The sequence below is a fragment of the Shewanella mesophila genome, from assembly GCF_019457515.1.
Taxonomy (GTDB): Bacteria; Pseudomonadota; Gammaproteobacteria; order Enterobacterales; family Shewanellaceae; genus Shewanella; species Shewanella mesophila.
Map to the genome: position 1 here is coordinate 2,617,321 of NZ_CP080421.1, position 21,436 is coordinate 2,638,756.

The 21,436-nt window shown below is 45.3% G+C and carries 15 protein-coding genes and 7 tRNA genes; 3 read left to right on the forward strand and 19 right to left on the reverse strand.

Annotation, left to right across the window (positions count from 1 at the left end):
• Positions 1-729: 729 nt before the first annotated feature.
• The 4 genes from K0I73_RS11485 to K0I73_RS11500 form a co-directional block, all read right to left on the reverse strand.
• Positions 730-2,421, reverse strand: coding sequence for a KAP family P-loop NTPase fold protein (locus K0I73_RS11485; protein WP_220061267.1), 1,692 nt, complete (start codon positions 2,419-2,421; stop codon positions 730-732).
• A 540-nt stretch (positions 2,422-2,961) separates the two neighbouring features.
• Positions 2,962-4,251, reverse strand: a complete 1,290-nt coding sequence (locus K0I73_RS11490; RefSeq protein ID WP_220061268.1) for an NAD(P)/FAD-dependent oxidoreductase — start codon at positions 4,249-4,251, stop codon at positions 2,962-2,964.
• A gap of 242 nt (positions 4,252-4,493) precedes the next feature.
• Complete coding sequence (locus K0I73_RS11495; RefSeq protein ID WP_434086680.1) at positions 4,494-5,105, reverse strand: fumarylacetoacetate hydrolase family protein; 612 nt, start codon at positions 5,103-5,105, stop codon at positions 4,494-4,496.
• A 38-nt stretch (positions 5,106-5,143) separates the two neighbouring features.
• Positions 5,144-8,566: a hybrid sensor histidine kinase/response regulator gene (locus K0I73_RS11500; RefSeq protein WP_220061269.1), complete on the reverse strand. Its 3,423-nt coding sequence runs from the start codon at positions 8,564-8,566 to the stop codon at positions 5,144-5,146.
• Between the two features lie 177 nt (positions 8,567-8,743).
• On the opposite strand from K0I73_RS11500, the gene acs reads away from it, so the two are divergent.
• The 3 genes from acs to K0I73_RS11515 all read left to right on the forward strand — a co-directional run bounded on the left by acs (position 8,744) and on the right by K0I73_RS11515 (position 12,910).
• Positions 8,744-10,696 carry an acetate--CoA ligase gene (gene acs / locus K0I73_RS11505; protein ID WP_220061270.1) on the forward strand — a complete coding sequence of 651 codons (1,953 nt, stop codon included), beginning with the start codon at positions 8,744-8,746 and terminating at the stop codon, positions 10,694-10,696.
• Positions 10,697-10,847: 151 nt separating this feature from the next.
• Complete coding sequence (gene radD, locus K0I73_RS11510; RefSeq protein WP_220061271.1) at positions 10,848-12,587, forward strand: DNA repair helicase RadD; 1,740 nt, start codon at positions 10,848-10,850, stop codon at positions 12,585-12,587.
• A 65-nt stretch (positions 12,588-12,652) separates the two neighbouring features.
• On the forward strand, positions 12,653-12,910 hold the full coding sequence (locus K0I73_RS11515; protein ID WP_028764773.1) for a GrxA family glutaredoxin: 258 nt from the start codon (positions 12,653-12,655) through the stop codon (positions 12,908-12,910).
• A gap of 68 nt (positions 12,911-12,978) precedes the next feature.
• Here K0I73_RS11515 and K0I73_RS11520 read toward each other — a convergent pair whose 3' ends face one another.
• The 15 genes from K0I73_RS11520 to ybgC form a co-directional block, all read right to left on the reverse strand.
• Positions 12,979-14,121, reverse strand: coding sequence for a DcaP family trimeric outer membrane transporter (locus K0I73_RS11520; protein ID WP_220061272.1), 1,143 nt, complete (start codon positions 14,119-14,121; stop codon positions 12,979-12,981).
• Positions 14,122-14,690: 569 nt separating this feature from the next.
• Positions 14,691-14,766, reverse strand: a tRNA-Lys gene (locus tag K0I73_RS11525).
• A gap of 126 nt (positions 14,767-14,892) precedes the next feature.
• Positions 14,893-14,968 (reverse strand) — tRNA-Lys (locus tag K0I73_RS11530).
• 126 nt (positions 14,969-15,094) lie between these two features.
• A tRNA-Lys gene (locus K0I73_RS11535) sits at positions 15,095-15,170 on the reverse strand.
• Positions 15,171-15,296: 126 nt separating this feature from the next.
• Positions 15,297-15,372 (reverse strand) — tRNA-Lys (locus K0I73_RS11540).
• Positions 15,373-15,498: 126 nt separating this feature from the next.
• Positions 15,499-15,574 (reverse strand) — tRNA-Lys (locus K0I73_RS11545).
• Between the two features lie 126 nt (positions 15,575-15,700).
• Positions 15,701-15,776 (reverse strand) — tRNA-Lys (locus K0I73_RS11550).
• A 126-nt stretch (positions 15,777-15,902) separates the two neighbouring features.
• Positions 15,903-15,978: transfer RNA gene (locus K0I73_RS11555), tRNA-Lys, on the reverse strand.
• A gap of 250 nt (positions 15,979-16,228) precedes the next feature.
• Entirely contained in the window at positions 16,229-16,954 is a 726-nt protein-coding gene (gene ybgF, locus K0I73_RS11560; protein WP_220061273.1) for a tol-pal system protein YbgF, read from the reverse strand.
• Between the two features lie 22 nt (positions 16,955-16,976).
• Positions 16,977-17,519 carry a peptidoglycan-associated lipoprotein Pal gene (gene pal / locus K0I73_RS11565; RefSeq protein ID WP_220061274.1) on the reverse strand — a complete coding sequence of 181 codons (543 nt, stop codon included), beginning with the start codon at positions 17,517-17,519 and terminating at the stop codon, positions 16,977-16,979.
• A 36-nt stretch (positions 17,520-17,555) separates the two neighbouring features.
• Positions 17,556-18,881: a Tol-Pal system beta propeller repeat protein TolB gene (gene tolB / locus K0I73_RS11570; protein ID WP_220061275.1), complete on the reverse strand. Its 1,326-nt coding sequence runs from the start codon at positions 18,879-18,881 to the stop codon at positions 17,556-17,558.
• Positions 18,882-18,890: 9 nt separating this feature from the next.
• Positions 18,891-19,826, reverse strand: coding sequence for a cell envelope integrity protein TolA (gene tolA, locus K0I73_RS11575; protein ID WP_220061276.1), 936 nt, complete (start codon positions 19,824-19,826; stop codon positions 18,891-18,893).
• Between the two features lie 3 nt (positions 19,827-19,829).
• Entirely contained in the window at positions 19,830-20,264 is a 435-nt protein-coding gene (gene tolR / locus K0I73_RS11580) for a protein TolR (protein ID WP_220061277.1), read from the reverse strand.
• The gene (gene tolQ, locus K0I73_RS11585) at positions 20,264-20,953 is read right to left on the reverse strand and encodes a protein TolQ (protein WP_220061278.1); all 690 of its coding nucleotides are present in this window, start codon (positions 20,951-20,953) and stop codon (positions 20,264-20,266) included. Before tolQ ends, tolR begins: the two co-directional genes overlap by 1 nt.
• Positions 20,943-21,341 carry a tol-pal system-associated acyl-CoA thioesterase gene (gene ybgC, locus K0I73_RS11590; protein WP_220061279.1) on the reverse strand — a complete coding sequence of 133 codons (399 nt, stop codon included), beginning with the start codon at positions 21,339-21,341 and terminating at the stop codon, positions 20,943-20,945. Before ybgC ends, tolQ begins: the two co-directional genes overlap by 11 nt.
• Positions 21,342-21,436: the final 95 nt, after the last annotated feature.

A 21,436-nucleotide genomic window follows, 5' to 3' on the forward strand; every position in this document is an offset into this window, starting at 1 on the left:
GGAGTTAATTGCTTGCAGCAGGCTTATGTGCAGATACTGCTTCGGGACGCTTTGCGCCATCCTTGGCCGCTTAACGAAAACATCCATGTTTTCGATACCCTCAGCTGCATCTACACTAGGTTATTTTCTCTCTTCGATTTTGCTTCATTTGGTGTGAGGGGCGAGTAAAAAGCTAACGCGCTTTTGCCCCAAAGTTTGGTGGCCTTGGAATGAAGGTTTGGCATTTTCTGGATTAGCTTATGTAGCATTTGGCTGGGTGGGAATGGGTTAAGTGAGCTTGAAGGTCGTACCTTCAATGGGAGTTAATTGCCTGCGGCAGGCTCATGTGCAGATACTGCTTCGGGACGCTTTGCGCCATCCTTGGCCGCTTAACGAAAACATCCATGTTTTCGATACCCTCAGCTGCATCTACACTAGGTTATTTTCTCTCTTCGATTTAGCTTCATTTGGTATGAGTGGCGAGTAAAAAGCTAAGAAGGTTTTGCCCCAAAGCTAGTTAGAGTCAAAGTTTGTTCATGTCCTATTTAGTAGCTTTTGTCATACCTCATCTAATGTGAGGTGCAAAATACAAGACCTGATCCCATCGCTTTTTTTAGTTCTGTAATGATTGAAAGAATTAATGCTTAGAGGTCTCTTTTTTAACAATGTAATTATTGTTCAGCTACTTACTCACATCTGGCGCATAAGGATAGGTTAGTTGGTAGTGGTTATAATTGACCGAAATTGTTGCTAGTCATCCCACTCAAGAGCAGAAGCTAACTCTATTAAATTTTGATAATAGGTAATATCGACATCTTCGAGTTTGTACAGACTATGGTAGAAATCTAACCACGCATTTGAAGTATCTTCATCTTCATGTGAGTTCCTGTTAGCTGGATAAGTGCATACCTTTTGAGCTAACTTCTCTTTAAGTGGTATGTTTGTCGAAAGGTGACGCCCCATCCCCCCACTACCGTTATAATCGGGTTCCACAGATTTTAAATATATGCTGAAAATATCTTTCATATAATGCGACAAATTAGCTTTATATACAGCATCAGGGTACTGAGTTAGGCTTTGATCAAGTGGAGAGTCGTAAGGCACATTAGAATCCACATTAAACATGATATTTCTATTTTTAAAGTCATAGTTCTGAGTTAAATATCTATTTAGCTTAACCCTATTACCATCTGACCATTCGCTACGTCCAAACTTATAAGAGATTACTGCTTCATACACATCTTCATTCTTTTCTCTAAGGCTCATAAGTGCTGTCAACATCAATAAGTCAACCTTACTACCGCTTTTCATATGGCCTAAAATAGCAATAATCCTGTCTGTTATCTGAATTATGGTTCTAGCTGGAAGACCAAAACATGAAATTACAGAATTGATATTACTTATATTATGCTCGTAGCTCTCACACTCAGGCCATACAACAATACGGTTTTGTTTTATGTATTGTCCTGAAAGTTTTTCACAATCACAGTGGGCATAAATCAGACTATCTATAGTAGGCTGCTTTAGAGTAAACCTGCTATTAAAGAAACGACTTAAATATGTTCTAGCATCAAATCCTTCTCCGTAGATGGCTTTAACTGCATGCTGTAATTGCGCAGTATCTGTGGCGACGATAAAAACAACACCTGCAATATCAAATATATGCTTAATAACTTCCAGCATTTCTACCGCATAACTAGGTCTACAGCGGTCTAACTCATCAATAAATACAAATGCTGGATACTTTCTATTGTAATCATCTCTAGCCGTGTCCAATCCAACTACTGCTTCAACCCAGTTTTCTACATTAAGTTTAATGCTTTCAATCGCCTCAGATTTATCCTCATGTTGGCGAAGTAGTTCCTTAACCATTTGAGAAGCTGTTGCACTGATATCCACTTCGTTCGAACCAGCATCAGCAGTAGATTTTGGTGGCACGTCCTCAGTTTCACTATTCTCCCAAAGCTCAATAGGATCAAATCCGCCATACCTTTTTACAAAAGCCCCTACAATACTGGGTGCAGCAGCTTTCAATAGCCCTAATAGCTTTTTAGGGGCTTCAAATGTGTTTTCATCGACACCAGTTAATCTTGCTTGGCTTTTGAGTTGGCTAATCATTGAAGAAACAACTGTCATCAATGGATCTTCTGAATAGTCTTGCTTCCAAGCATCCAAATAAACAACAGGGTGATGTACCTTTAAGTCTTCAGATAGCCTACGAAGAAAGTACGTTTTTCCAGAACCCCATTCCGCATTAAGATTTAGTACATAGTTTTTCATATCTCCAGATGCTTCTTCGAACCCTTGCTTTGAAAGAAAGTCAGCAATGAAATCTGCATACTCCTGACGCTGTAGTTTATCGGCTGGCAAGGATTCAAACTTACCATCGCCCAGCTCAATCTTCTTCGGCTCTGACCAATCAAGCTTAACTTCCGATGTCATACAAACCTCTATTCAATTCAAAAAGCAATTTCTATGACACAATACTACCAACTGCTTATTTGAGTTACAAAAAACAATCACTTAATTATTGTTGCGAATCAAAGTATGTACTTGGCTGTCAAAGTTTTTAAAGTCATAAGATAAAGGGGTCGGAGCGAATTAGATAAATTGAGATATTTTTTCTCATCTAAGTGACTCGTGATAGAGGGGATACTCTAACGTGTTTTTGTCCAAAAGCTTCTCACAAGGTCAAATCGAAGAAATAGATAACTCGGTGTAGGTGCGGCTGTGACCTTTCGTGACATGGATGTCACGGCAGAGCCTACAGGGAACGTACTTGCGGCGTGTCACAGAAGTACCTGCACGAATAGCCTGCTGCAAGCGATTCAAAACAATGAAGGTTAACGCTACCATCAGCCATACCAAAAACCAATTCAGCCAAATGTTATCAGCCAAAAATGCCAACACCTTCATTCGAAGGTTAACGCTACAAGCCAAAAATACCAACACCTTCATTCGAAGATCGAGCTATCGCGTCAATTAGCGAAAATTCTCCATCATGCGGTAATACAGCATACCGATTGCCATCCCTTGATTACCCAACCACTCGCCGACGGGTAAACGGATCTGTTTCATATTGGCAAATAGATCAAACTCTTTGTGTTGACCAATCACAGCAGCGGCCATGATCTCGCCCATAATATGCGAGGTCGCCACGCCGTGACCCGAATAACCTTGGCAGTAAAATACATTGTTAGACACTTTACCCAGCTGGGGAATGCGGTTGACCACAATACCCGCCATACCGGTCCAATCAAACTCAATTTCAACCCCCTTAAGCTGCGGGAAGGTGCGCTCAAGCGCCGGGCGAAGCTCTGCCGCCACATCTTTTGAATCGCGACCAGAATAATTGGTACCACCACCAAACATTAAGCGGTTATCGGCGGTCATGCGGTAGTAATCGAGTACAAAACGGCTGTCATACACGGCGACATCATGAGGATTGAGTTGCTTAGCAAGTGCGGGATCAAGCTTAATCGTAGCGCAGTTACCCAGAGAGGCAGGAAACAGCAAACCACTTAATTTTTTACGCGCTAATTTATGGTAAGCGTTACCAGCGAGTACCACACTGTTAGCGATAATTTGCCCTTGCGCGGTTTTCACCACTGGTCGTTCGCCGTCGATAATATCCAGCACTGGCGAATACTCAAAAATCAGGGCACCATTGGCCTCAGCCGCCCTCGCCTCACCAATACACAGATTGACCGAGTGCAGATGCATATTGCGTTTATTGAGTAAGCCACCATGATAAAGCGGCGTGTCTAAATATTGAGGAATATCGGCTTTTGACAACAGTTTAAGCTCATCGCCCATGCCACGGCGCACTCCTTCATCAAAGGTCGCCTGCATTTCACTCATATGAGCGGGCTTATAGGCGGTATGTAGGTGTCCAAACTTCAAATCACAATCGATACCATATTTAGCCACCCGATTTTTAATGATCTCATGACCGCGCCAGCGCAGGTTCCACACAAAATCCTCTGCTTCAGCGCCAATTTGATTACGCAGTTGTTTAATCATCGCCCCGTCGCCAGAGAGACTACCCGTAACTTGACCGCCATTACGCCCCGTTGCGCCCCAAGCAATTTTATTCGCCTCGACGATGGCGACTTTGTAACCTCGCTCCGATAACTCTACTGCGGTGGCAACACCAGTAAAACCGCCGCCGATAATCACCACATCGACATCTACCTCGCCTTGTAGTGCCTCATAATCGGTTTCTTGGTTGATGGTGGCGTTATAGTAGGAATTGCAGCGCGGTAGTGACATGAAGGCTCCTAAGTTGCTCGACTAAAGCTTTGTTTTATATTTTTTACAAAGGTGTGTGTTATTCGAGTATATAGAAGTTCAAACATGGGTCAACAACAAAGAAATGATTCAAACGCATCGTTAAAATTAGATGCCCTTTCTAAGATAAGTGTCTATAAAATCATCTGGCTAACGCAGAAATCGAAACTTGGCAATGTGACAGAGGCTCAGACTCAAATTCAGGCTCAGACTGAGCGTTAAAATTACTGAGCCTGCCAACGAGACTCAATACGCATACAGTCTCCTTGTTGCATCTGCAGCGTGAACACCTCTTTAGCATTAATCACTCCAACCCCTTTTGGGGTACCGGTCATCACAATATCGCCATCATTGAGTGTCATAAAATCGCTGATCTCGCGATAGATCGCATCGGGTTTATGGATCATCAACCCAATATCGCCCTGTTGGCGCAGCGTTCCATCCACATGCAGAGTGAAGGAAAGTTTATCTCTATTTGATGCAATACTGACAAACTCGCTAAACAGCGCAGAACCATCAAACGCCTTGGCGCGCTCCCACGGCAGACCTTTTGCTTTTAGCTCACTTTGCAATTGCCTTTTAGTGAGATCTAGCCCCACGCCCACGGCTGCAAAACCGCCATCTGCCACCATGAAACAGAGTTCGGCCTCGTAGTGCAATGGTTCTTGATGATAACTCTTGAGTACCGAGGAAATAGCCGAATTAGGTTTAACAAACAGCACCATCTGCTCGGGAACGTCATTATTGAGTTCCTGAATATGTTCGACATAATTGCGACCAACACAGACGATTTTACTTGGGGTAACAGGCTTCCCCTCACACATCACTCGATTCAAACGATGCTCTCCTATATACAAGAATGATACTAGTTCGGTTATTTAACTAAGCTTGAGATTAATGCTCGCAGCGCGGCAGGTTTTACCATCTTCGCCATGTAGTGATAACCACGTTGCTGCACATCATCGACAATCTCCTTACGAGTGTTAGCCGTGATCAAGATGCCAGGAAGATGCTCACCATAAAGCGCACGGATGGCGTCCATCGCATCGACCCCATTTTGATCATTATCTAAGTGATAGTCCGCTAACACAATATCGGGAGCAACGCCTTTAAGCCCCAGTTTTATGCGCGCATCGGCTAAGTCACCGGCACAAATGACCTCACATTGCCAACGGCTCAATAGACTCTCAAGCCCTGCCAGAATAGCTTCCTCGTTATCGATACACAGGACCTTCACTCCTGCTAGAGGCTGCATGATCAAGTTTGATTTCTTTGGCGCGGCGACATTGGTTTTATCGCCTAACGGCACAGAAATCGAGAACATCGACCCCTGCCCCAACTTAGACACCACTTTGATATCATGCTCTAACACCCGCGCGATTCGATCGGCGATCGCTAGACCGAGCCCTAGTCCACTGACACTTTTACTTTGAGGATTATCAAGACGCTTAAACTCTTTAAAGATCTCAGAAACCTCGCGATCGTCAATACCACAGCCTGTATCAATAACCTGGATCTCCAGCACGCCGGGGCGGTGACGACAACCCAATAACACCCGGCTTCCTTTGGCATAACGATAGGCATTGGTGAGAAAGTTTTGCAGCACCCGGCGTAATAAGCTGAGATCTGAGCTAATGGTGACGCTGCTCGGCACCATTGAGAACTTGATCGCATAATCTTTTGCCATGGCATCGAACTCAACGGCAAGCCCGTCTAATAACTCTGATACCGAAAAGTCTCGGCGATTAACATCAACCATACCAGAATCGAGCTTCGAAATATCGAGTAGATCCGTCAACAGTTCCCCCGCAATTTTGAGCGAACTGTTGACATGAGACAGGGTCGTTCGCCCCTCTTGGTCGAGGTTAGGATATTGTGCCAGAGAGGCGGTAAATAGGCGCGCGGCGTTCAGAGGTTGCATTAAATCATGACCCACTGCCGCTAAGAAGCGGCTCTTTGAGGCATTGGCATTCTCCTCTTGCGCCTTAGCTTCGAGTAATTGGCTATTAAGCAACGCCAGTTCATAGGTACGCTCTTTTACTCTGGCCTCTAAGGTTTCATTCACTTCTTGTAGCTCACGAGCTTGTTCTCGATACTGAGTAATATCGGTAAAGGTCATCACAAAACCGCCACTTGGCATGGGATTACCCTGGATCTTGATCACCTTGCCATCTTTTCTTTCTCGCTCAGAGACATGGGGAGAGCCATTTCGCATATGTTGAACGCGCTTAGCCACTTGATCTTCAATATCACCTTCACCGCAGTAGCCTCGCTCGGCGTTGAAGCGCACCACATCAGCAATCGGCATACCTTGCTGGAGAAAGTCTTCTGGATAATCATACAGCTCTGCGTATTTATAGTTCCATGCCACCAGATTAAGATCTTTATCGACGACGCTCATCCCTTCGTAGGCGTGCTCAATGGCGCCGCGCAGCATATCCTGGCTGAGGATAATTTTAGATGAAGCCTCATCGACTAAGTTAAACACCTCATCGAGGGCTAAATCTCGCCCCTGTAACACAGAATCCATAACCAAGGACGCGCTTGAACCACCTAACACCCCTGCGAGCATATGTTCGGTATGAGCAATGAGTTCAGGCGATGCGACCTTATGCCAACTATCGCTCCTGACCGCTTCTTCCGAGAAGCGAGAAAAGCTCTCATATGCGCGAGTGGGACTGACAAAACGACTCGCTAAAATCAGTAGATCTTGCTGAGATATGGGGGAGGCTTTCCGACTAGAGGTCTTTTTTAGCTGACCGGGCGTCACAAATGCACTGGCCTGAATACGCTCAGCTACGCCCGCCCTAAACCAGATAGAGCCAAGCACATAACAACCTAGGTTAGCCATTAGCGCCGTCAACACATCACGTACATTGGGATTAATCGAATCGAGTAGGGTCAGTTCACCACCAAACACCCCATGAGAATCGCTCATCCCTTGCGCCAAGATATAGCACCATAAGCCAAAGCCCACGATTAAGCCTAAATATACGCCGCCGCGATTACCATGTTTCCAGTACATGCCACCGACCAAGGCAGGTGCCAGTTGCGCAAATGCACCAAAGGAGAGCATACCGAGCGCCGATAGCGAATCGCTGTCCATAAAGGTTAAATAGCTAAAATAGCCCATACCCAAAATCACGATGATCGCTATACGACGGGCATTGAGTAAAAACTGGGAGAACTGACTGAAATTTTTCTGGCGAATTTTCCCTGAGCGCAACAGCAGTGGCACTAACCACTCATTACTCACCATGACACTAATCGTCACCACCGCCACAATCACCATACCTGTCGCAGCAGATAAGGTGCCAAGCAGTGCAATAACGGCGACTACGGGTTGCTCTAGTGCTAATGGCAGATTGATCACATAGGTATCGGCGGCAACGCTATCACCTAATACAACCTTGCCAGCCAGCGCCAGCGGCGCGACAAATAGACCAAACAATATGAGGTAGAGTGGAAACAGCCATCTCGCCTTGAGCAGTGTTTTTTCATCGACGCATTCCACCATCATCACGTGAAATTGGCGTGGCATACATAAAAATGCCGCCATGCCCACGAGTAGCTGAGGCATTAAATTCTCGAGACGTAAATTGGGATTACTAATCAAATCACCGGCTTTCGCCTGTTGCCAAATATCGCCAAAGCCATCGAAAAAACCAAAGCTGACCACTATGCCAACCAGCAAAAATGCCGCCAGTTTAACTAGAGACTCAAAGGCAATAGCTAACATCATCCCAGGATTATGTTCGGTGGCATCGAGCTTTCGGGTACCAAATAAGATGGCAAACATCGCCAATAAGGCGGTAACGATCAGAGATACCCGCGCGCCATCATAAGGCGAGTCATCGGGCTGAAACAGGTTTAAACTAAAGACCATCGCCTTTAGCTGCAATGCGATATAAGGCATGATGCCAAATAGGGCGATAAGGGTAACAATGGCGGCTATTGTCTGTGATTTACCATAACGGGCAGCGATAAAATCGGCCACTGAGGTAATGTTCTGCGCTTTGGAGACGATGACCATCTTACGCAACAAGCCAAAACCTAAGGTAAAAATTAAGATAGGGCCAATGAAAATAGGTAAAAACGACCACAGATCTTGGGCCGACTGACCAACTGTGCCAAGAAAGCTCCAAGATGAACAATAAACAGCTAGGCTCAAACCATAGATCCAGCTTTGCATCTTCTTGGTAATACGGCCAAACCAACGCTCCGCTCCCCAAGCCAACAGGAAGAGCAGCGAGACATATAAAATGGCTATGACGCCCACAACAATGGTCAGATTCATCAATTTCCCAACATTTTAATTCTTATGGGCTAAATAGTAGCCTAAATCTCGCTCAAATATAATCACAACATTCTAAAAATAAAGGATATTTTTTTACTAGACCAATGTCTAATAGAGCTAGGTGACCGAAGCATTCCATACTTCAACTACGCACAATCAGATATTAAAGGAAATCAGATGAGCACGCAGTCTCTCTATAAAGTTCCAAGCGAAATCGCTAACAAAGCCCACATTAACGAAGAACAATACAAAAAAATGTATCAGGAGTCAGTTGTTAATCCTGAAGGTTTCTGGAGAGAGCATGGTCAGCGTATCGATTGGATAAAGCCTTTCACTAAGGTAAAGAAAACTTCTTTTGATGATCATAACCTCTCTATTAACTGGTTTTATGACGGTACGCTTAACGCATCGGCCAACTGTTTAGATAGACACTTGGAAAAAAGTGCCGATAAGGTCGCAATCATCTGGGAAGGCGATGACGCAGCAGAGCAGCGCACACTAACTTACGGTGAATTACATAAAGAAGTGTGTAAGTTTGCCAATGCCCTTCGTAGCCAAGGGGTCCGTCGTGGTGATGTCGTCACCGTATATATGCCTATGGTGCCCGAAGCCGCTATCGTCATGCTTGCTTGTGCCCGTATTGGCGCGGTTCATTCTGTTGTATTTGGTGGTTTCTCACCAGACTCTATCGCATCGCGAGTTATCGATGGTAAATCAAAAGTGGTTATCACTGCCGATGAAGGCATTCGTGGCGGCCGTATTATTCCGCTTAAAGCCAATATCGATGAAGCCCTGTCTCATCCTGATGTTACTTGTGTCGAAAAAGTGATTGTTTATGAGCGCACAGGCAACAAAATCAACTGGGTAGAAGGCCGAGATATTAAATGGCAATCGCTCATGGATACCGCTTCTGAGCACTGCGTGCCTGAAGAGATGGGCGCGGAAGACCCACTATTTCTACTCTATACCTCTGGATCTACGGGTAACCCTAAAGGTGTTTTACACACCACTGGCGGGTACATGGTTTATGCCTCTATGACCCATGAGTATGTGTTTGACTATAAAGATGGCGAAGTCTACTGGTGTACCGCCGATGTCGGTTGGATCACTGGGCACTCCTATATGGTATACGGCCCGCTAGCAAACGGCGCGACGGTGCTTATTCACGAAGGTGTACCTAACTACCCAACGCCAGCTCGCCTTGGTGAAATGGTGGACCGTCATAAGGTCAATATTCTCTATACCGCACCGACACTCATCCGCGCCTTAATGGCTGAAGGTAAAGAGCAGTTTGACAAATTCGACGGTAGTTCGCTGCGGATAATGGGATCGGTCGGTGAGCCGATTAATCCAGAGGCGTGGCGCTGGTATCACGAAGTCATTGGCCACGAGCAGTGCCCAATCGTGGACACCTGGTGGCAAACTGAAACGGGCGGTATCTTGATCAGCCCTCTGCCAGGGGCTACCGATACTAAGCCTGGCTCTGCCACTCGCCCCTTCTTCGGTGTACAACCTGCGCTAGTCGATAACATGGGTAACATTGTTGACGGTGCGACAGAGGGCAACTTAGTTATTCTCGACTCTTGGCCTGGACAGATGCGCACGGTTTATGGCGACCATGATCGCTTCGCATTGACTTACTTCAAGACATTCCGAGGAATGTACTTTACTGGCGATGGCGCGCGACGTGATGAAGATGGTTACTACTGGATCACTGGGCGTGTTGATGACGTGATTAACGTCTCTGGCCATCGCTTAGGTACAGCAGAAGTTGAAAGCGCCCTCGTCGCCCATGAGCAAGTCGCAGAGGCCGCGGTTGTGGGTTATCCCCACGACATTAAGGGCCAAGGCATCTACGCCTATGTGACACTCACCAAAGGCACGGCTGAAAGTGAAGAGCTTCGCCAAGAGCTGCGTCAATGGGTCCGTAAGGAGATTGGTGCGCTTGCAACACCTGATCTTATCCAATGGGCTGGAGGCTTGCCAAAGACGCGTTCGGGTAAGATTATGCGCCGCTTCTTACGTAAGATCGCTGCCAACGAAGTGACCAACTTAGGTGACTCTTCAACCCTAGCCGATCCAGCGGTTATCGATACTCTTATCGAAAGTCGCCTTAACCGCAGCGAATAACTGCGGAGTTAAGTTTAATAGTTCTCTCTTCTAGCCCCTCTTTGAGGGGCTTTTTTTAGCTGTTTTTTTGCCTTTTTAATGACAAAACTGGCCGCCGACTAGGGTGCACTGGTATCCTGTTCCTTCGATACCTTCAGCAACACGATTACCCTTGCAACTACGAGATTACCAACAACAAGCCGTTGACGCCGCGGTGCGTCATTTTAAAGCAAGCCAAGACTCTGCGGTGTTAGTACTTCCTACCGGCGCAGGTAAAAGTATTGTTATCGCGGAATTAGCCCGTATCGCCCGTGGCCGCATCTTAGTGCTGACCCATGTTAAAGAGTTAGTGGCGCAAAACGCTGAAAAAGTCGGTCTACTAACTGATGCGGCCAGTATCTACTCTGCTGGGCTAAAACAAAAATCGACGGCGAATAAAACGGTTGTTGCCAGTATTCAATCAGCGGTTAAGAGTCCATCGCAATTTAAAGAGCCCTACTCTTTAGTGATTATTGATGAGTGTCACCGTGTTAGTGCAGATAAAGAGAGCCAATATCAGAAATTGCTTAACCATCTGCAAAAGCAAAACCCCAAACTTAAATTATTAGGCCTAACAGCAACCCCCTATCGACTCGATTCAGGTTGGATTTATCGTTACCACTATCACGGTAAAATGGGAAACAGCCAACATCCAGCATTTGAGCAGTGCATTTTTGAGTTGCCAATGAGGCCGCTAATAAAACAGGGATTCTTAACCTCACCAAAACTGTTTGATGGCCTGTCCGCACAATATGATTTCAGTACTCTTCAAGCCTCGACGACTGGTGAGTACCGAGAGCAAGAGGTCAATGCCTTGCTCAATATTGCAGGTCGAGCGACTCAAGCTATCGTTGAGCAGATCATTGCACTATCGAAGCACAAACAGGGCACCATTATTTTTGCCGCAACGGTAAGACATGCACAAGAGATCATGGCCCTTCTCAGTGATGAGCAAGCGGGACTTATCACAGCCTCAACGCCGTCAGATGAACGTGATGAGATCATTGATACCTTTAAGCGGCGGCAGCTTAAATACTTGGTCAATGTTGCAGTGCTAACCACTGGCTTCGACGCCCCCCATGTAGACCTTATCGCCATCTTAAGACCCACTGCATCGGTTAGCCTATTTCAGCAGATGGTAGGTCGTGGCCTGCGGATCTGCGAGGGAAAGACAGATTGTCTGGTGATTGATTATGCCGCCAACGGTTTTGACCTGTTTTTCCCTGAAGTTGGCCACGCAAAACCCGATAGCAAGAGTGTTCCGGTTCAAGTCCACTGCCCGGTCTGTCACTTCGCCAATATTTTTTGGGGACTGGTCGATGATGATGGAGATTTAATCGAGCACTTTGGACGCCGATGCCAAGCTGTGCTCGAAACCAAAGATGGTAAGCAACAATGTGATTTTCGCTTTCGCTCTAAATCCTGCCCTTATTGTGGTGAAGAAAACGATATTGCAGCAAAGATATGTCAGCACTGCGATCAGGTGTTAGTTGATCCAGATAAACGCCTTAAAGAGGTACTACAGCAAAAACATCATCACCTATTTCGTTGCCAAGAGATGCTGTTAGAGCACCATCAGGATAAGCTACGAGTCCGCTATATCGATATTGAGGGAAACGACTTTAGTTGTTATTTCAATTTTCAGACTCCGGCACAAATAAAGGCCTTCTACGCGATATTTGTTCATCAACACACTCGAACACCAGGCTGTAAACACCCCAAATTAAATAGTGTCGAACAGGTTATCGCCGCAAAAGATGCCTTCAGACACCCAGATCTATTACTGCTTAAGAAAGGTAAAAAAGGGTGGGAATTGTTAGAGCGATTTTTCGACTATCAGGGTCGATTTCACACCGAGAATAAGTTTGTCTAATTGAGAATATGCAATCGGTTCATCGCTATGGTATAAAGTGTCGAATCATTTTTTCAGGAGCGTATATGTTTGTTGTAATTTTTGGCCGTCCTGGCTGTCCTTACTGCGTTAGAGCTGTCCAGTTATCAGAGCAACTAGTAGAAGCTCGTGATGACTTCAAATTCAAGTATGTGGATATCCATGCAGAAGGGATCAGTAAAGCCGATCTTGAAAAGACAGTTGGTAAGCCAGTAGAAACAGTGCCACAAATCTTCGTTGATCAAGTTCATGTTGGTGGCTGTACTGAATTTGAACAATATGTACGCGACAATAACTTGCTATAAGCAGTAAATGTGCTGTAGATAAATAATAAAAAAGGAGGCTAAGCCTCCTTTTTTCTTTACTAACATTTTTACAAAACGTACTTAAGTGAGAACATCACACGATTTAACTCACCTTTATCACCATTCTGTTTCTTGTTTTCTGCATACATATATTCGACGCCAACAGTGATAGGTTTCACCGGGGAGTAAAGTAAATTTACATAGCCAGAATATGACTCTTCATTTACGGCGCCTCCGGTCAGAGCGACATCGTTGTCAGCTTTAAAACCTGAGAGTGTAAAGCTTGAACGCCATTTATCATTCCACCAATGTCGATAAGATGCAAAACCACCATAAGAGCTGATCGTCTGAATATCGCCATCGGCATCTAGCACACCAGCATTAGCATAGTTAAGCGCCATATAACGTCCCATACCGTCACCAGCTGTCGCAGATAGCTTGATATCATCATCACCTACAGGGATCACGCCTGTGAAGCTCACACCGTAACCCATGGTCTGTGAGTCAATATTCCCTTTTTCAATGTTGAGCTGCCTTGCTAAACCAGCGACCGTAAACTTAGCGCCACCTTCGGTCTTAAAGTTATAGCGAGCAACGAAATCGGGCACCATACCGCTACCGCTAACGATACGAGCTCCTCCGCCGTTTGGTGTTACCGTTGTCTCAGGATTTTCAATGGCAAATTGGAAGCCCCCATTGGTATAGCGCACCTGCGTCTGACGAACGAACGGCGTGCCCTCTGCCGCACCGACAAAATCTAAGTTCTCAGGTAGTGCGCCAGGATTTTGAAACGTCGACCATGTTTGACCCACGGTCCAATTATCGAAACTAACAAAAGCGTGACGAATACGTGGCGAATAACTGTTTGATACTCGCTCATTACCATCGGGATGAGTCATAAAATCAAGTTCAATGAAGCCACTTAGCTTATGTCCATCAAGATCGGTGGTACTCTTAAAATTAAAACGCGATTCACGTGCTTGAAAATCGACAACCTGCTCACCATTGCCAGCAGTACCGTAAATAGTCCCTGGCACATAAAACTGACGAGATAGATTTCCTGAGTCTGGTGCGCCGTTACTGTAGTCACTAAACATCACGTCAGCTTTGACATATCCACCAAACTTAAATTCGGTTTCCGCTACAGCAATGGTTGAACTCATCGCAAGCATGGTTGCTACAGCGGTTAAAGATAGTTTTAATTTTGTCATTTTTCTCTCCCTTATCATTATTATCAGCATGAATATGACTGAGTTAACAAAGTTACAACATTAGCAATACGTCTATCAGACAAAGGTCGAATAGTGATGTCTAATTAAGGGGTTGCGCATAGTGAATTGGTCTAACCAAACTCTCTGGACATGAGGTTGCGATGAATTTTAATTGCCCACGACACCGAGCTCTACGCATCTAAGATCATCGACTAAGCTAACAATAGGGATCAAACAGGCATATCAATCGAAAGGGGACTAAACAAAGAAGTTGTGGGTTGTGAAGGATTCGAACCTTCGACCAATGTGGATTAAAAAGTAAAGCCAACAGCCTCTTTGCATTAACTGCATCGACTGACCTAACAATAGCGTTCAAACAGGGATATTAATCGAAATGGGGAGTAAACAAAGAAGTGGTGGGTCGTGAAAGATTCGAACCTTCGACCAATGTGGAGTAAAGCCAACTGCCTCTTTGCATTAACTGCATCAACTGACCTAACACTAGGGATCAAACAGGGATATTTAATCAAACAGGGATATTTAATCAAAAAGGGGAATAGACAAAGAAGTGGTGGGTCGTGAAGGATTCGAACCTTCGACCAATTGGTTAAAAGCCAACTGCTCTACCGACTGAGCTAACGACCCATCTAACTGATAACGATGTGAATTAACCTTCATCAATGGTTAAAAGCCAACTGCCCTTTCTCTATACAATAGCGACTGAGCTAACGACCCATCTGGTACCTACTTCTTTAACCACTTGCAGAAAAGTGGTGGGTCGTGAAGGATTCGAACCTTCGACCAATTGGTTAAAAGCCAACTGCTCTACCGACTGAGCTAACGACCCATCTAACTGATAACGATGTGAATTAACCTTCATCAATGGTTAAAAGCCAACTGCCCTTTCTCTATACAATAGCGACTGAGCTAACGACCCATCTGGTACCTACTTCTTTAACCACTTGCAGAAAAGTGGTGGGTCGTGAAGGATTCGAACCTTCGACCAATTGGTTAAAAGCCAACTGCTCTACCGACTGAGCTAACGACCCATCTAACTGATAACGATGTGAATTAACCTTCATCAATGGTTAAAAGCCAACTGCCCTTTCTCTATACAATAGCGACTGAGCTAACGACCCATCTGGTACCTACTTCTTTAACCACTTGCAGAAAAGTGGTGGGTCGTGAAGGATTCGAACCTTCGACCAATTGGTTAAAAGCCAACTGCTCTACCGACTGAGCTAACGACCCATCTAACTGATAACGATGTGAATTAACCTTCATCAATGGTTAAAAGCCAACTGCCCTTTCTCTATACAATAGCGACTGAGCTAACGACCCATCTGGTACCTACTTCTTTAACCACTTGCAGAAAAGTGGTGGGTCGTGAAGGATTCGAACCTTCGACCAATTGGTTAAAAGCCAACTGCTCTACCGACTGAGCTAACGACCCATCTAACTGATAACGATGTGAATTAACCTTCATCAATGGTTAAAAGCCAACTGCCCTTTCTCTATACAATAGCGACTGAGCTAACGACCCATCTGGTACCTACTTCTTTAACCACTTGCAGAAAAGTGGTGGGTCGTGAAGGATTCGAACCTTCGACCAATTGGTTAAAAGCCAACTGCTCTACCGACTGAGCTAACGACCCATCTAACTGATAACGATGTGAATTAACCTTCATCAATGGTTAAAAGCCAACTGCCCTTTCTCTATACAATAGCGACTGAGCTAACGACCCATCTGGTACCTACTTCTTTAACCACTTGCAGAAAAGTGGTGGGTCGTGAAGGATTCGAACCTTCGACCAATTGGTTAAAAGCCAACTGCTCTACCGACTGAGCTAACGACCCATCTAACTGATAACGATGTGAATTAACCTTCAGCAATGGTTAAAAGCCAACTGCCCTTTCTCTATACAATAGCGACTGAGCTAACGACCCATCTAACATCTAAACCTTGCTGATTTAGCGCCCTAGCGACTACGCCGCTTTGAGGGCGCCTATAATACCTTTTTCATCTTCTCATGCAAGTGCAAATTTCCCATTTTTTATCGTTTGCATGAAAAACAGACTAAGAGTATGTTTTTTAGTTACATAGAGATCACAGACCTGCCAGCTGTTGTTTTGCTATCCGCGCGGCAGCACTATTCTCATATTCTTTCAGAACTTGCTGATAAAAACGCTTAGCACCTACAAGATCAGAACTTTTCTGGGCGATCATTCCCAGTTTAACTAAGCTATCTGCACGCTTATTCGAATCCTTAAACTTGTTAACTACAGTATTAAACGCTTGAGTCGCTTCGGCAAACTCACCTTTATTGTAAAGTAGCTGACCTAACCAGTAATTAGCATTAGCGGCATAGGTTGACTCCGGATAGGATTGAATAAAGTTTCTAAATGCAGGGATAGCTTCGTCATATTTGCGCTCTTTCAGCACTAAATTCACAGCACCTTCATAACTTGCCGTTTCTCCAAGAGAAGAAGAGACACTTGGCTCTGATGCGACAGTTGCTGAAACGGCGTTTGAGCTTTTAGCACTACTTAAGTTGGCAATATCTTCGTATAGCTGACGCTGACGTTGCAACATCTGATTAATCTGATAATTTTGCTGCTCAGTTAAACCGCGAAGATCTAACACCTCTTGTTGCAGCGTATCTAATCGTTGCTGAGTTTCAAACTCGGACGCTTGCTTAGCTTTGAGCATTCGCTCTAGTCGAGCGATTCTATCATCGGAAGAACCACCAGCAATATCTTCTACGGGTGCAGGTGCGGCTGTCGCCACACCAACACTCATCAGAATTGCCGCGGTGAGAACGGCTTTGTTCATATTTAGCCCTATCAAACTGTTTTTAATAAACTAAAACTGCACGACGGTTCTTGGCAAAGCCGTCATCGGTGCGAGAAAAATCTAGCGGTTTCTCTTCGCCATAGCTAACAATACTCATCTGGCTAGGTAATACACCCATACTTTGTAAGTACTTAGCCACCGCTTTAGCACGACGCTCGCCTAGTGCGATGTTGTATTCAGGGGTACCGCGTTCATCAGCGTGTCCTTCAATCATCACTCGAACATTTGGATGTTCAACCAAATAGTCACCGTGAGCATTGAGCACTTCAGAAAACTCAGAAGACACTGAACTACGATCAAAGTCGAAATAGATAATATGCTCTTTACGCAACTCTTGATACTTAATGCGCTGTTGCTCTTCAGGGGTCAAGATTGGTGCTACGCCCCCCGTTTCTACACCACTACCAGATGTCATTTCGCTGCTTTCACTACCACCCATTGAGCTAGTTGCATCGGTTTCTGATTCAGATGTTGAGCTACATGCACTGATAGCCATTATTGGAAGTGCGACTAACATAGCTTTAAACAGCTTATTAAGATCCATTTTAAAATCCTTAATCTTGTTTTACGTGAGAATTAATTATAAGAACGGTGACCAAGCAGGAGATTTAACCTCCCCTTGCCCCACTGGCAATCGAGCCTTAAATCGCCCATCCATAGAGACTGCCGCGAGAACTTGTTTTCCTTGATAAGTCGTGCCGTAAATCACCATGGTACCATTTGGCGCAATACTCGGCGATTCATCTAAACGTGTGCTTGTCAGCACCTGCATAAAGCGAGTTTCCAAATCCATTCTGGCGATATTGAATTTACCATTGGTACGATTAACAAATACCATGCTGCGGCCATCTGGTGAAATTGAACCACCTAAGTTCCATTCACCTTCAAATGTTAAACGAGCGACTTTACCTGAGGCTAGTGTCACTTGATACAACTGTGGACGACCGCCACGCTCAGAGGTAAAAATTAACGATTTACCATCTGGGGTCCAAGACGCCTCGGTATCAATAGCATAGTGATTAGTCACTCGCTTAATCGCTTTTGTTTCAATATCAACGACATACACCTCTGGTTGACCATCTTTAGACAGAGTAACCGCTAACTTCTTACCATCAGGTGAAAACGAGGGCGCGCCATTAATTCCAGAAAAACTAGTGACTTTAGTACGTTGCTGGGTATAGATATCTTGAACAAAAATTTCCGCTTTCTTGTTCTCAAAACTCACATAAGCCAATCTGCGTGCATCTGGCGACCAAGCTGGCGACATTAATGGCTCAGGAGAACGCAGCAACATCTGCTCGTTGTAACCGTCATAGTCAGCAATCATCAATTTATAGGGCGATTTATCTTGATGATCAACCACTACATACGCAATACGGGTTAAGAATGCGCCGCGAATACCGGTTAATTTCTCATAAACAATATCACTGATCCTGTGACCATATTGTCTAAACTGGGCGGCGGTGATGACAGTTTCGCGGCTATCTATCAGATATTCTGATTTTGATGTGGGTCCACTTGACTGCATCTGAGCTTTCACTAAGTCAATCAGTTCAAAGTTAACCAGATATTGATCGGGTCCAAACGGTTTGACCGACCCCATCACAACCGCTTCTGCAGCAACACTGGACCACGCTTTAACATCAAAATTAGCTACTGAGCTAATATTGCGTTGTGGTAATCCCAGCTCTTCAATCGGTTTAAAGGTACCGCTGCGCGCCAAATCAGACATGACAACGTCAGAGATCTGTTGTGGCATTGGCGTCGCGCCTTGCCAAACAAACGGAATAACCGCTATCGGACGAGCGGCATCAACCCCTTCGGTGATCACAATATCCAACGCAGCCTTGGCTGGTACTGTGCAAAACATCAGCCCTAAAATGAGCCATTTCCCCAAAGTTTTCATGACACTCCTTTAATTAAATTCCGGTTGAACGGTTAAGTTAATCTCTTTTAGCTTATTATAAACATCAGCTTCTTGTGAGACAGGTAATCGACCCGCTTTGTTAATTGCCGCTTTAGTCGCTCGGCAGACCACAGGGTCTCCAGATAAAATTTCATTACCTGTAACGAAACCATCTTTGGCCAACCGGATAAAGATACGACAGCTTTTACCTCGCATAGATTCGTCTACAACTAAGTTACGCTGAATCGTCGCGCGGATCATCGACGTATAACGCTGCACTTCGCTCACCACTTGTTTATTGCGAGTCTGCGATAAAGCTGCTTGCTCTGCGGCTAATGCTTCTTGCATCATACGCTCTTGCTCTAAACGCGCCTGCTCTTCCGCTTTACGTTTACGCTCAGCTTCCTCTTTACGTTTGCGTTCGTCCGCCGCCTTTTTCGCTGCTGCCTCCTCTTGCTTGCGCTTAGCTTCAGCTTTGGCGGCTGCTTCTTCAGAGGCTTTACGCTCAGCTTCTTTCTTCTTACGCTGTGCTTCCGCCTGCGCGGCTTTCTCTTTTTCTTGCTTCTCTTTCAACTTGGCAGCCTTAGCGGCTGCGGCTGCATTTTGAGTTTCTATCTCTTTTTGCTTACGCTGTTGTTCGAGTTTCTTTATTTGTGCCTGCTCACGCTCACGGGCTTGTTTAGCTTCATTCGCTCTGCGTTCGAGTTCATCTTGACGCGCTTTCTCTTTACGCTCGGCTTCTCGCTTATCGGCCTTAAGCTTTTCAGCATATTCCGTCACTTTTTTTTGGTCGACGACGACAGCCTGTACCGCAGGGGCACTGACTTGCGGAACCACTTTAGGTTTCTCATCGAAGTTGACGCCCATCGCCACTATAACTATCACGCCAATGTGAATACTGGCTGAAACTATGAGCGGTATTTTAAAATCTGATTTAGCTGCCACCTACTACTCCTCTGGTGAATCTGTCATCAGCCCAACAGACGGCACCCCAGCCTTTTGCAACGAAACCATCAACTGAATCACTTTTTCATAGGCGATGCTGCGATCCGCTTTAACCACCACAGGGCGCTCAGGCTCAAGCTGAATGATGGCACTCACTCTGATCGCCAGCTCTTCTAAATCCAATGTTTCTTTTGAGCTGCTATTGCCTACATCTAGGTAATAATCGCCATCGGCATCGATGGATGCCACAACGGGCGGTTTACTGTCGGCAGGAAGCGACTCTGCAGCCCCTTGAGGTAAATCAACTTTTACCCCTTGAGTCACGATCGGCGCCGTAACCATAAAGATGATCAATAACACCAACATCACGTCGATATAGGGAACAACGTTGATTTCCGCTACTGGCCTGCGTCTTTTACGTTGATAACCTTGTTGCATTACACCATTTCCTTTTCGCTGTAAGCTTGGCGATGTAAAATGCTGGAAAACTCTTCCATAAAGTTGGCATAAGACATCTCTATCTTATCCACTTGAGTCGAAAACCGGTTGTAGGCTATAACAGCGGGAATTGCCGCAAATAGGCCCATGGCTGTCGCGATAAGCGCCTCGGCAATACCTGGGGCAACCATAGCCAAGGTCGCATTTTCTACCGCGCCTAAGGCGATAAAGGAGTTCATAATCCCCCACACAGTGCCAAACAGACCGATATAGGGACTGGTTGAGCCAATGGTAGCGAGTAGTGGCAAATGGGTTTCGAGTTTTTCGAGTTCACGAGACAGCGATACTCGCATCGCGCGGTAACTGCCATCCATCACTGCGCTTGGCACTTTGCCGCTAAGATTATTTAAACGAGCGTACTCCTTGAAACCAGTATAAAACAGGGTTTCTAGGCCTGTATTACTCTCCTGTCTGGCTGACAGCTCTTTGTAGAGCTTATTGAGATCGACCCCAGACCAAAACTTATCTTCAAATTTAAGGGAGCGTTCTCGCGCTACAGCCAAAAGCCTTCGGCGTTGGATGATCACAGCCCATGAGACGACAGATAACGCGAGCAGCGTCAGCATGACAAACTTAACCAGCAAACTAGCCTGTAAAAACAGACCGATAAAAGAAATATCAGCTTCCACCCTTAAACTCCTGAACAATATTTTGGGGAATGGCCCTTGGTCTCATACGTGACAAGGCAACACATGCAACGAGAATCGTGCCTTCGCAATACAGCTTGCCAGAATCATCTAACAAACGCTGCCGAAACAGTAGCGAGGCCTTCTTCATCTCTATGACCTCTGATTCGACAAAAAGGTCCTGCTCAAAACGAGCGGCTACCTTGAAGTCCAGTTCCGCTTTTTTTACAACAAACGCAATATCATCAGCTAACAACTGAGTCTGCCTAATCCCCATGTTTTTAAGCCACTCTGTGCGAGCACGCTCAAAAAAATTAAGGTAGTTAGAGTGATAAACCACTCCTCCAGCGTCTGTATCTTCGTAATAAACAGAAATAGGCCAACGAAACATAGATTCTAATTGCCAAACATTAGATAAATAGAGGCCTACTATACCTATCGCATCATCAATTGTGAATGGTTCAAACCGCAACTGTTACCACTAAC

Coding starts and splice junctions, on each gene's coding strand:
- ybgC (WP_220061279.1), bottom strand. CDS start 21,341: ATGTTTCGTTGGCCTATTTCTGTTTATTACGAAGATACAGACGCTGGA.
- K0I73_RS11490 (WP_220061268.1), bottom strand. CDS start 4,251: ATGTCACTACCGCGCTGCAATTCCTACTATAACGCCACCATCAACCAA.
- tolB (WP_220061275.1), bottom strand. CDS start 18,881: ATGAAAACTTTGGGGAAATGGCTCATTTTAGGGCTGATGTTTTGCACA.
- acs (WP_220061270.1), top strand. CDS start 8,744: ATGAGCACGCAGTCTCTCTATAAAGTTCCAAGCGAAATCGCTAACAAA.
- tolR (WP_220061277.1), bottom strand. CDS start 20,264: ATGCAACAAGGTTATCAACGTAAAAGACGCAGGCCAGTAGCGGAAATC.
- K0I73_RS11520 (WP_220061272.1), bottom strand. CDS start 14,121: ATGACAAAATTAAAACTATCTTTAACCGCTGTAGCAACCATGCTTGCG.
- ybgF (WP_220061273.1), bottom strand. CDS start 16,954: ATGAACAAAGCCGTTCTCACCGCGGCAATTCTGATGAGTGTTGGTGTG.
- pal (WP_220061274.1), bottom strand. CDS start 17,519: ATGGATCTTAATAAGCTGTTTAAAGCTATGTTAGTCGCACTTCCAATA.
- K0I73_RS11515 (WP_028764773.1), top strand. CDS start 12,653: ATGTTTGTTGTAATTTTTGGCCGTCCTGGCTGTCCTTACTGCGTTAGA.
- K0I73_RS11500 (WP_220061269.1), bottom strand. CDS start 8,566: ATGAATCTGACCATTGTTGTGGGCGTCATAGCCATTTTATATGTCTCG.
- K0I73_RS11485 (WP_220061267.1), bottom strand. CDS start 2,421: ATGACATCGGAAGTTAAGCTTGATTGGTCAGAGCCGAAGAAGATTGAG.